General features: G+C 35.5%; 7 protein-coding genes and 1 pseudogene. 5 read left to right on the forward strand and 3 right to left on the reverse strand.

All coding sequences use genetic code 11. From position 1 onward, the window contains the following. Positions 1–84: pseudogene (locus H1P_RS39485) on the forward strand (RNA polymerase sigma factor SigF); the annotation flags it as partial. A 574-nt stretch (positions 85–658) separates the two neighbouring features. Then, complete coding sequence (locus H1P_RS24200) at positions 659–1,804, forward strand: pyridoxal-phosphate-dependent aminotransferase family protein (protein ID WP_144872167.1); 1,146 nt, start codon at positions 659–661, stop codon at positions 1,802–1,804. 355 nt (positions 1,805–2,159) lie between these two features. Here H1P_RS24200 and H1P_RS24205 read toward each other — a convergent pair whose 3' ends face one another. Next, a complete protein-coding gene (locus H1P_RS24205) occupies positions 2,160–3,971 on the reverse strand; it encodes an EAL domain-containing protein (RefSeq protein ID WP_144872169.1) in 1,812 nt (603 codons plus the stop codon). A gap of 131 nt (positions 3,972–4,102) precedes the next feature. Then, the gene (locus tag H1P_RS24210) at positions 4,103–7,834 is read right to left on the reverse strand and encodes a GAF domain-containing protein (RefSeq protein ID WP_144872171.1); all 3,732 of its coding nucleotides are present in this window, start codon (positions 7,832–7,834) and stop codon (positions 4,103–4,105) included. Between the two features lie 248 nt (positions 7,835–8,082). On the opposite strand from H1P_RS24210, the gene tsaB reads away from it, so the two are divergent. From tsaB to ilvB, 3 genes are all read left to right on the forward strand, one after another. Then, entirely contained in the window at positions 8,083–8,718 is a 636-nt protein-coding gene (tsaB, locus tag H1P_RS24215; protein WP_144872173.1) for a tRNA (adenosine(37)-N6)-threonylcarbamoyltransferase complex dimerization subunit type 1 TsaB, read from the forward strand. 304 nt (positions 8,719–9,022) lie between these two features. Next, complete coding sequence (locus H1P_RS24220; RefSeq protein ID WP_144872175.1) at positions 9,023–9,643, forward strand: tetratricopeptide repeat protein; 621 nt, start codon at positions 9,023–9,025, stop codon at positions 9,641–9,643. A gap of 299 nt (positions 9,644–9,942) precedes the next feature. Beyond that, on the forward strand, positions 9,943–11,799 hold the full coding sequence (gene ilvB / locus H1P_RS24225) for a biosynthetic-type acetolactate synthase large subunit (protein WP_144872177.1): 1,857 nt from the start codon (positions 9,943–9,945) through the stop codon (positions 11,797–11,799). Positions 11,800–12,029: 230 nt separating this feature from the next. On the opposite strand, the gene H1P_RS24230 is transcribed toward ilvB, so the two are convergent. Beyond that, positions 12,030–12,455 (reverse strand): transposase (locus H1P_RS24230; RefSeq protein WP_144872179.1); only part of this gene is annotated, 426 nt, incomplete at its 5' end.

A 12,455-nucleotide genomic window follows, 5' to 3' on the forward strand; every position in this document is an offset into this window, starting at 1 on the left:
GGAATTAGTCCTATGACAGTAACTCGCCATCTACATAAAGGAATTGAGCAATTAGAAGCTATTTTAGAACCTCAAGTTGCATAATCTGAGTCTAAGTACAGGAGAAACATTGTATAAAGTGAAAAAAATCATGATATTTTTAGTCTTAATTAGTGATAACTGAGCGTAAATAATTAGGACTATAGTGCAAAATACTTTGAACTTTATGTCTATACTTTTTCACTTCAATGGATTTATTTTAGGGTATTCATGATTCATTTTTGACTGTGCAGCATAAAATTAATGTTACAGGAACGATCGACTTATGGAATTGCTTATTTTAATAATGAATGTTTTTTAATAAAGTTTAGGGCGTTGCTGATTTAAGTAATGTCACCCCAAATAATACGGTTCGTAGCTATAAGCTATAGGCTATGAGCTATAAGCTTTGAAATAATTTTGAATAACAGTATAGATCAGTAAAAACTTGTCTCAGCATTATGCATTCACCAACGCCAGTTTAGAAGCTTTCAAAATTGCAGAATAGGCAAATAACTCAAGACAAGATACATAAAATTAGATAACAAATCTTAAACAAACTACAAGTTAACTGTAATTGCTACTGGTCAAAAGAGTAAACTTAGGGGTTAGAAAAAAAGACTATAGATGACCAATAATTATGAATGCTACTATACCAATAAGCGATCGCTTTCGGGTAAAAACTCCTCAGTTGGATATGCCTCCCCGCATACTTTTAGGCCCTGGCCCTGCTAATGTAGATCCCAGAGTATTATCTGCGATTAGTGTTCCTCCAGTAGGACATCTCGACCCCACTTATCTTAAAGTGATGGATGAAATTCAGGATTTGTTGCGCTACGCTTGGCAAACTGAAAATGAAATGACTCTTGCGGTTGCGGGTACTGGTACGGCTGCGATGGAAGCAACACTAGCTAATGTGGCTGAACCTGATGATGTAGTTTTAATTGGAGTTAAGGGCTACTTTGGTAATCGCTTAGTGGATATGGCTGGTCGCTATGGAGCAAAAGTCTGTAAAATGACCAAAACTTGGGGTGATGCTTTTACTTTAGAAGAAATTAAAGCAGGTATTGAAACCCATAAGCCCAAGATATTAGCTTTAGTCCATGCAGAAACTTCTACAGGGGTACGTCAACCCTTAGAAGGAGTAGCGGAACTTTGTCAGCAGCACGATTGTTTATTATTAGTTGATACTGTTACCAGTCTTGGCGGTGTTCCTTTGCATATAGATGAATGGGGTATCGATTTAGCCTATAGTTGTAGTCAAAAAGGTCTTGGTAGCCCTCCAGGGGCTTCTCCTTTTACCATGAGTTCTCGTGCGGTAGAGAAATTACAACAACGCCCTAACCCTGTTCCCAATTGGTATTTAGATATGTCTCTACTGGCTAAATATTGGGGTACAGAAAGAGTTTATCATCACACTGCACCTATTAATATGAATTATGCTCTCAGAGAAGCTTTACGCATCGTAGCAGAAGAAGGTTTAATCGAACGTTGGCAACGCCATCAACGCAATGCTGAATTACTTTGGGAAGGTTTAGCAGAGTTAAAAATAGAATGCCATGTAGATCGAGAAATTCGTTTGCCTACTTTAACCACAGTGAGAATTCCTGATGGCGTAGACGGTAAAGCTGTCTCGAAAAAACTTCTGAACGAATACAACATTGAAATTGCTGGTGGTTTGGGAGAATTAGGGGGTAAAGTATGGCGCATTGGCTTGATGGGTTACAATAGCCGTCCTGAAAATGTGATTCTCTTGCTGAATGCCCTGAAAAAGGTATTGTATTAAATGTTGTATTAAATTATTTGACCTTAGACTTCAAGTAAAGGTAGTTTTTAGGTTTTGTTGCAAAAAGTTAAAACGGACAAAAAAACTCTGTAGATAACTGTTTTTTTAGGCAGCAATCACTTAGAAATATTTTCATTTGAATGTTTTTTTTGAGTTTATTAAACTTATAGTTATTCCAAATAAAAACCATACGATTATATAAGGGCGAATCAACCTTCGCCCTGACGAAGATTATCGGTTTTAGCAAAATCGATCGGCATACGGAAATTAATTGAAATGACTATAGGATTAATTTGAGTTGTAACAATAATACAAATTGACTTAAGTTTTTGGCAACAGAATTGATGAATTTGGATTAAGAACTAATTCGATCCAAATCTTTGATCTTGTCTTGTGTAAGTTGATTGATATATTTACCAGTAGCAAAATCATACCCTTGCTGTTTGATAATCTCTAATTGCATTGGATTACTAATTTCAGTAGCAGTTACACTCATATTTAAATTATGAGCAATTTCAATAAGATGATGGTTTATTTTAATATCTGTGTCTTTTTGTTCTAAAGCTTGCAACAAGTGAGAATTAATAGTTAGATTCTTAATAGCTAAATTATTTTGACACATTGTAGTTATAAGATCGGTTCCTATGCGATCGATACTTAGATTAATCTTTAATTGCTGAAGTGCGGTTATATTTTTGAGGGCAAGCTCGAAATTAGTGATAAATACTTCAACGGGAAACTCTAGTAAAATACCTTCTTTTTCAATATTTTTTTGCGTAATAATCGTATTCAGTTGTTGAGGAAAGTTTGACTGTAACAACTGTGCGGTTGCTAATTTTAGCTTGATAATAAAGTTACTTGTAATGTCGTCTTCTAAATTATTGTGCCAAATCAAAACTTCTTGTAATTTTCTTAAGCGATCGCAGATAGTTTGCAAAATAAGCTGATTAAAGTCTTCAAGTAAATTTTTCTCTCTAGCAAGTTGTGTTAATTGTCTTAGAGTAATTTTGGTTTCGCGATTGTATTCCCAATCAATAGTTGCTTCTAAACCACTAATTTTTTGAGTAGAAAGACATAGTATTGGTTGATAGTGAATGCCAAATATCTGCTCTTTTAGAGCTTTTTTAAACTGAGTTTGTAACTCTAGTTCGCGCACAATTTTATATTTATGTTCTGGTTTGAATAGTTTATAATTACCGTAACCTTCGATTAAAGATTCGTTTAAAGCTATTCGAGCATCATAAAGTAATTTTTCTGGTTTCTGATATTCTTGTGCGCCTACAACTATCCCATAGTTAGGGTCGAGATTAATCTGATAATTACTGGCTTTAAAATCTATTTTTAAACTTTTTTGTATTGTTTGTAGTTGAGATATCGCAACCTTCAAATCTGGAATATTTTGAATTAAAATACCAAATCGATTATCGTCTAAACGACTAGCAAAACTATCTTGACCGATAACTTTGTTGATTTTTTTGGCGATCAAGGCCGCGCATCTATTTTCTTCTTCTGAATTTAAAAGATATTGATATTTTTTCAGTTGTTCGTATTGAATTACAATTAAAATATAATTGTAGATATGGTGTGCTTTTGACTTACTAATTACTTGCCTGATTTGACCCATAAAAGCAATTTTTGTATTGAGGTTAGTAATAGGGTCTTTTAGTGAATTATTAACTATTATAGCTTGAGAATTTTTAAGACTTTCTTGTTTTAGTTGTAGTTTTTCATTTTTTTTGTCAAGTTTTTGATTGAGGTTTTTTAGTTCTTTTTGCAAATTCCTAATTCTTATTTGATTGGCTACTCTAGCAGTGACTTCTTCGATCTGAAAGGGTTTAGTAATGTAATCAATTCCGCCAACCTTAAAAGCCTTTACTTTATCTAAAACATCATTTAAGGCACTAATAAAAATTACAGGAATAGAGTCAAATTCAGGGTTAGCTTTTATTTTTTGACATACCTGATAGCCATCCATACTTGGCATATTGATATCTAATAAAATCAAATCAAAATTAGTAGCATTTAATGCTTGTAATGCCAAATTTCCATTAATCGCTCTACGGGTTTTATAACCGTTTTTTTCGAGCATATCAGAAAGTAATTTGAGGTTATCTAAATTGTCATCAATGATTAAGATTACAGCTTCATTAGGTTTTGATTTGTTCATTTTTATTAAAGTATTTTAAGTGCCAAAATGTCAACACGGGAGTGGAATATGCTGCTTAGCCAGCAGCATTTCCTACCGTCAAAGATAATGTTTGCAAATATAGCAATTAATAATTAAAAATTAATAATTAACTAAATTAATTCTTTTGTGCATTTTAAAATTAAATCGAATTGACAAAGATCGACCCAAGCCGTTAAAGTTTGAGCTAAATCTCGATATTCAGTAGAAATCTCGGCGACTAACTCGAAGATTAAATCTTCATCCAATTCCAAAGCAGCATTGTGTAGTTGCCTTATCCAATTAGTATCAAGTAAATTAAGGATTTCTGAGGTATCTTGACTATTTAAAAGGCGATCGCTTTGTTCTGTAATCTCTTTCTTTTTAATCGCTTCATAAATAAATTCTAAATTCAAATATTGCTTCATTTTTTCTAATAAAGCCGATTCTTGAAAAGGCTTACTCATAAAATCATCGCACCCTGCTGCAATAATTTTTGCTCTTTCTTCTTTAAAAGCACTAGCAGTAAGGGCAATAATAATAGAATTGGTTTTAGTTTTAGCTAATTCTTGTTGCTTGGCGCGAATAATTTGAGTACTTTCATAACCATCCATTACTGGCATTTGCATATCCATCCAAATGAAATCGGGTTGCCATTTTTCCCACATTTTAACTGCTTCTTCTCCATTTTCTGCTTCTTTGACTATAAAACCAATCGATTCTAGTAATTGCACCAATAGTTGGCGACTTTCCCATTTATCTTCAACTACTAAAATCAGATATTCTGGCTGGTTTGCTGCTAATCCGATTACTCTTTCTTTTTTTGAGGCAATAATTTGTACTTCTTTAGCTTCTGAAATAGGAATTGAAAAAGACAAAGTCGTTCCCTTTCCTAACTCAGAATTCAAAACCAGTTTGCCCTGCATAAATTGAACTAACTTGCGACTTAAAGGCAATCCCAATCCCGTACCTTCTTGAGATTGCAAACCCGACTGAGTTTGGTGAAAAGGACTAAATAAATTTTCCATTTCATCCTTTGCAATACCAACTCCCGTATCTTTAATAATAAACTTTATTGTTTGTTTTTTTATTTCTAATTCTTGGTTTTCATCTACTAATAATACTTGTAGGCTTACTCTGCCTACTTTAGTAAATTTAATGGCATTACTGAGAAGATTAATTAATATTTGGCGTAACTTACTTTCATCTGTATGAATATAGCGAAAAATACTCGAATCTCGCTCGATAATTAACTCTAAACCTTTAGATTCTGCTTTGAGGCAAAACATTTGCTGCAACGATTCCAATAAGCGATCTAAATCAAAGTCATAGTAATTAAGAGTAATCTTTCCTGCTTCAATTTTGGACATTTCTAAAACATCATCGATCAGTTCTAGTAAATGCTCTCCACTACGATTGATAATACTCAAGGTTTCCTGTTGCTGGGAAGTGATGGAATTATCCCGTTGTAACAATTGGCTAAAGCCCAAAATAGCATTTAGGGGAGTTCTTAATTCGTGACTCATATTTGCCAAAAAAGCACTTTTTGCCTTATTGGCTACATCTGCACTTTCTTTAGCTTGCTTCATTTGTTGTAATAATTCTGCTTGCTGCAAAGCTACTCCCAACTGATTGCAAACTTGTTCCACAAGATTAATTTCGTTTTGTTGCCATTCTCTTGGTGCAAAATGATGATAGGCAGCCAGTAAACCCCAAAGATTTTTGCCCACAAATACTGGGACAATTAAAAAAGCTCGAACTTGAAAATCTTCTAAAATTGCTAGATGACATTGAGAAAATCCTTGTTGATAGATATCAGTCACCGCAGAGATTTCATAATTACGATATTTTCCTCCTTGATGTTCCTGTAAATAAGTATCATTCCACTTTGTCTCTCTGGGAATTTTTGCATTAGCAGGTAAATTAGGAACGGCAGAATTAACAATAAACTTGCCATGCCAATCGGGTGTGAACTTATATACTGCAACTTGATCGCATTTTAGAGTTTGTCTAATTTCTTGAGTAGTAGTTTGAAAAATACGTTCTACATCTAAACTTTGACGAACTTGTCTGATGATAGAATTTAGTGTTTTTTCCTGAGTGGCAATTTTCGCTTGATATTCTTTTTGAGTTCTTACTTGAATGAGAGCTTGTTCTAATTCTGTTGATTTTTTTCTTTCTCGTTCCAATATTTTTGCTTGATAAAGAGCAATACTCATTCTGCTTGCAATTTTTTGCACTAATTCAATTTCTGAATCTTGCCATTCACGGGGTTGAGAACATTGATTGACGCAGAGTAATCCCCACAAATCTTTTCCTTGTAGTAAAGGAATGACTAAATTGGCTCTAATTTGAAATTGCTCTAAAATTGTGATGTGACAATCGCTTAAACCTGCATTGTAAATATCAGCAGTCGCTAAAACCTTTCCTGGATGATACTCTCCTGTATAATCATCTCTCAAACAGCGATCTACAACGGGAATTGCCATTGCTGAAGGAAAGTTTTCTGCTAAATCTTCAGCAACAAATTCCCCACAATGGTAGCTAGAATCAGGCTTAAATTGAAAAATACCTACGCGATCTGCTTGCAAAAGTTGTCTGACTTCTTTAGTTGCCGTTTTAAAGATGGTTTGAGTATCTAAACTTTGACGAATAGCTTGAGTTACTTTTTCTAGCAATTGAGAAGTATAAAATTGGTTGGCTAAAGCAATTTCTGTATTTTTGCGATCGCTGATATCTTCTCTAATCGACAAATATTGAAAAGGCTTATTCTGTTCGTCAACAAAAGGCACAATAGTAGTATTAACCCAATAGTAACTGCCGTCTTTGGCTTGATTTTTAATTTCTCCTTGCCAAATTTGACCCCGATTAATTGTCTGCCATAATTCCTGAAAGAAAGCTCGATCGTGATAGCCAGAATTAATGATGCGATGGGTTTTACCAATCAATTCTTCAGGAGAATATTGCGATATTTCACCAAATTTTTCATTGGTATAAGTAATGATTCCCTTGGCATCGGTAATCGCCACAATTGAGGAACGGTCTAACGCATATTTAAAATCAGCTAATTCTTTGAGAGACTTTTTAAGTTTAGTTTCTGCTTTTTTGCGATCTTGTAATATAGTTTGCCGTTCGCTAATGTCGCGACAAATACAAATCAAAGAGCCATTTTTTACCAGTGTTAGAGAAATTTCTTGATTAAAATAACTACCATCACGACGTTTAGCTATAGCTTCTCCTCGCCAGTATCCTTGAGCTTTTAAAATAGGAAAAACTTCTCGCTTTATTCGCTTCTTTTCTTCATTATCGTAGAGAATATGCCAAGTTTGACCGATTAATTCTGCCGAACTTTCATAACCCAATATATCAACATGAGCGTGGTTGAGATATATGTAGCGATCTTCAGCCAAAATAGCAATTCCTTCTAAAGCTGCATCCATCGCTAAAGATTGTTGGTTTAATAATTCCTCTGTTTGTTTCTGTTGGGTAATATCTTCGTAAGTTCCTAGAATACCAATTACTTCACCTAGGTTGTTATGTAGAGGAATTTTATTGGTTTTGAGCCAAGCTTGTTTGCCGTCTGCTTGTAACTGGGGTTCGAGAATATTTAATTCAGGAGTGTTCGACTCCATCAATCGGCGATCGCAATCTCGAAACAAATCAGCTTCTTCTTTTGTCCAGGGTAAATCGTAGTCACTTTTCCCAATAATTTCTTCTGGAGTTAAACCAGCATCTCGAGCAAATTCTTGGTTGCATCCTAAATAAATAGAACTGCAATCTTTCCAAAAAATGGCTTGTGGAATATGATTCATGACCAACTGCAAAAGTTGAGGAGACATGATAATGCGATCGCTATTATGACTCATAATTATCACTGAGTTAGCTTGTAGTATGGAATATCAAAAAAAGCAGAAAATTACCTGGCTATATAATTCCCAAAAGCGAGCGGAAAATTGATTCTTGTGTCTCTATGATGAATTGTAAGCAGGGAAAAACCTTCCACAATAGTTTTCCCACAGAATAAAAATATAACTTATGTTTTTTGCAAAAAGTTATACAATGCAACTGAAATCGGACATAAAGCACTACATACTAATTACTTAACAAAACCAAAATGACTATCTCTGCATCTCAAAAATACGGTTTAGCAATTCATACCACCACACCTCAATTAGGTATTGTTTTAAATAACTTTGCTGGAGATAGTCGCCGTCAGATATGGGATTTAGGACGAGATTTATCTTCTTCTTTGCATAAATACTTACAAGAAATCTTATTGCCTCAATCTTGGCAAGATATTGATTTTATTGCTGTGGCTAAAGGTCCTGGCGGTTTTACTGGGACAAGGATTGGTGTTGTTGCAGCTCGCACGTTAGGGCAACAATTAGATGTTCCCGTTTATGGTATTTCTACTTTAGCTGCTGTAGCTCATTCTACTTTGGGTAACTTTAAACCTGATTCTTTAGTAGCAGTGCAAATGAATGCTCGTCGCGAACAATTATTTGTTGCTATTTATAAAATTTCTTCAACAGGAATTTGGTCTGATTACCTAACGGATACCACTGTGACGGAGCAAGAATGGCAAAAAACTTTAGCTCAAATAGAGCAGCCTTGGCAGTTGGTAAAAGCTCCTAGTGAGATTGCTCATACGGTAGATAGTCTTTTATCTCTTGCTTATGCTCAATGGAAGCAGGGATTAAAGAGTGAATGGACAGAGGTTATTCCTTTTTATGGTCAACATCCTGTATAAAAATTTTTGAGCGTTTTTTGATTGAGAAAAACCATTTTTCGTATTTTCACTAACACTACATTAAGTTGTTCTGTTTTAATTAAGTATATTTTACTATTATGTTTTAATTGACAATTAGTAGATTTACATAATCGATTAATATTTAATAATAATTGGTTGCAATTTATAATTAATAATACGGAAAAAGAAGCTCTTTTTTGCAAAATTGAAAGGCTAGTTTATCTATTCTTGATTTATTACTATTATTCATTATTTGGCTTTAAAATAAGAAAACAGTAATTTAATGGTGTTAAAAAATTAGATTATGGTTGCTTCCAAAACCAAACAAATACAAGTTTTTAGTTTTTTAGGTATCACTTTAAGCTTATTTATGATAAGTTTTATGTTACAAAAAAGAAACAATAGCGTTTCAGAAACACAAGCATCATCTCCTCTATCAACTGAAAAAAATATAAATTTAGATAGTAATAAAGAGCCAGAATTAACTTTATTAGATAATCGCCAAACTATAGCAGAATCATTAAATTCTAATGTGGCATCAGAATTACAAAAAACTGAAGAAAATAGCGAACTTAATCAACTTTTACAAAAGACAGAAATTACATCTGTAGTTGAAGAAGAACGAGCAAAAATAAGTAAAACTTTTAATATCGATCGCAAGTCTGCTAACTCTTTTTATGACAAAGGCTTAATCTATAGTATATATCAAAAGTATCCAGAAGCGATCGCAAATTATGACCGTGCTTTAGCTTTAAACCCCGAACTGATATTGGGTTACTACCATCGGGGTATTGCTAGAGAAAAATTAGGTGAGATTGCTACAGCAATTCAAGATTTTCAGAAAGCTCAATCCCTCGCACAAAAGCAAAATGATTTGACTGCTTTAGAAATGGCACAGCAGAAGTTGGATTATTTAGTAAAGTAAACTTTGCCGATGCTGAAATATTGAAAAATGATTAATGTTTAGTTGGTACGATTTTGCCAACAAATAAGGGATTGTAGCTCAAAAAAGCAAATTGCGATCGCTAATACAACAAACTAAATAGAGAGAATCATCACTCCAACCATTTTACTCTCTCGACATAAATTAAAAATTCCTCTAATATAAGTAAATTTATTATTAGGAAACAGTAACAATTGGTACTTTTTAGAGTTTCATTGTCTACGGTAACTCCTAAAATAGAAATTAATACAGACATTAGGTAAATCAAAACGGTTCAAAGAGTGGTTTCTATAAGCATTCCCCAAACTAATCAGACTGTTTCAACACCCCAGCGTCGCACTGGTGCGTTTGCCTTGATCGATAGTCTCCGTAGACATGGTGTCAAGCACATTTTTGGTTATCCAGGTGGTGCAATTTTGCCCATCTATGACGAGCTATATCGTTCAGAAGCTAAAGGCGAAATCAAACATATTCTAGTTCGCCACGAACAAGGAGCTTCCCATGCAGCAGACGGCTATGCTAGAGCTACTGGTCAAGTGGGGGTCTGTTTTGCGACTTCGGGACCTGGTGCTACTAACTTAGTAACAGGACTTGCTACGGCTCATCTGGATTCGATTCCCATGGTAGCAATCACTGGACAAGTAGCTCGCGCAGCGATTGGCACAGACGCTTTTCAGGAAACCGATATTTTTGGAATTACTCTCCCTGTGGTTAAAAATTCCTACGTAGTACGAGAAGCCAAAGATATGGCTCGCATTGTCGCTGAAGCTTTTCATATTGCTAGTACTGGTCGTCCTGGCCCAGTATTAATCGATGTTCCAAAAGATGTTGGTTTAGAAGAATTTGACTATACTCCTGTTGAGCCAGGAGATGTTCGTCTAAGTGGTTACAAACCCACAGTTAAAGGAAATTTACGCCAGGTTAATGCTGCTCTAGATTTAATCGAACAGTCACAGAAACCTTTACTCTATGTTGGTGGTGGTGCAATTTCTGCCAATGCCCACCAAGAAATTCGCGCCTTTGCTGAAAAATTCCAAATTCCTGTGACAACAACTTTGATGGGTTTAGGTTCTTTTGATGAACATCATCCTCTCTCTGTAAGTATGCTGGGGATGCACGGTACAGCTTATGCTAACTTTGCAGTTAGTGAATGTGACCTATTAATTGCCGTAGGAGCGAGATTTGATGACCGCGTTACAGGGAAACTAGATGAATTTGCTTCCCGCGCCAAGGTAATCCACATTGACATTGACCCCGCCGAAGTAGGAAAAAATCGCGCTCCTGAAGTTCCCATCGTTGGAGATGTTAAACAAGTTTTAGTCAAATTGTTAGCTCGCGCCGAAGAGTTACAGCTACCAGTTAACTCCACTAAGACTAAAATCTGGTTGAATCAAATAGACCGTTGGAAAGCAGACTATCCTTTACTCGTACCCCATCCCGAAAACCAATTATCTCCCCAAGAAGTAATTGTAGAACTAGCAGAGCAAGCACCTGATGCTTATTGCACAACTGATGTGGGTCAACATCAAATGTGGGCAGCACAATTCCTCAAAAATGGCCCTCGTCGTTGGATTTCTAGTGCGGGTTTAGGTACGATGGGTTTCGGTTTACCCGCAGCTATGGGAGCAAAAGTAGCCGTACCTAATGAAGAGGTGATTTGTATCAGTGGAGATGCTAGCTTCCAGATGAATCCTCAAGAGCTTGGTACATTAGCTCAATATGGCATCAGTGTAAAAACCATCATTATTAATAATGGTTGGCAAGGGATGGTTCGTCAGTGGCAACAAAACTTTTTTGGCGAACGTTATTCCTCTTCTAACATGGAAGTGGGAATGCCTGATTTTGAACTATTAGCCCAAGCTTATGGTGTCAAAGGTATGATAATACGAGATCGCTCTGAATTGAAAACTAAAATTGCTGAAATGTTGGCTCATCAAGGGCCAGTTTTAGTAGATGTTCATGTTACCAAGGACGAAAATTGTTATCCAATGATTGCTCCTGGTAAAAGCAATGCTCAAATGCTAGGAATTCCCCAAAAAGAATCCTCTCCTCTAGAGCAGAACCTTCAATGCAGTAATTGTGGAGCGGAAAATACGGTTCAAAATAATTTCTGTCCTGAATGCGGTAGTAAATTGTAAAAAAGAAAGAGAAGGTTATTGGGATCGAGTTAACATTATTCATCGGGTTTGATATTGAAGTATGATTGCTTTTCATCAGACCCTTTTTTTATGTCTATTTATCAATAAGCGATCGCTTTTATTTAGATTTCAACATTAAAAGCAATACCTTCTTCGACAAAATTAGCAAAATTATTGCGGATATTATCTCTTTCTTCTCCTGTGGCAAAAATATACAGCGGTTTGCAGGTTTATAAGGGACAGTAGCAGCAGTGGGCAAACCAGTTACGCAGATGTTGGGGATTCATTAAATCCATCGCTATTTTAATCAGGGTATCAACCCTTTTGGAAGTTCTGGGAGAGAACTGCCTCAAGAAAGCCTTTAGCTGTGACCACCAGTGTTCAATGGGATTAAACTCTGGAGAATAGGGGGAAAGCTCTAAAACTCTCGCTCCTACTGCTTCAATTAGAGGCGCAATAGCTTTTACCTGATGCGCAGGCAGATTATCCATTACCACTACCGCCCCTTTCCAAAGCTGAGGAACAAGACATTTGGAGATATAAACCTTAAAGGCAGCAGAGTCCATTGAACCATCAAGGGTCATCACCCCCAGCACTTTAGAGACTGTAATTGCGCCAATAACACTCACCTTACCACCTCGATAAAAGGGTTTAAA

This window comes from Hyella patelloides LEGE 07179, from assembly GCF_900659865.1.
GTDB lineage: Bacteria > Cyanobacteriota > Cyanobacteriia > Cyanobacteriales > Xenococcaceae > Hyella > Hyella patelloides.

Coding starts and splice junctions, on each gene's coding strand:
- H1P_RS24200 (WP_144872167.1), top strand. CDS start 659: ATGAATGCTACTATACCAATAAGCGATCGCTTTCGGGTAAAAACTCCT.
- H1P_RS24205 (WP_144872169.1), bottom strand. CDS start 3,971: ATGAACAAATCAAAACCTAATGAAGCTGTAATCTTAATCATTGATGAC.
- H1P_RS24210 (WP_144872171.1), bottom strand. CDS start 7,834: ATGAGTCATAATAGCGATCGCATTATCATGTCTCCTCAACTTTTGCAG.
- tsaB (WP_144872173.1), top strand. CDS start 8,083: ATGACTATCTCTGCATCTCAAAAATACGGTTTAGCAATTCATACCACC.
- H1P_RS24220 (WP_144872175.1), top strand. CDS start 9,023: ATGGTTGCTTCCAAAACCAAACAAATACAAGTTTTTAGTTTTTTAGGT.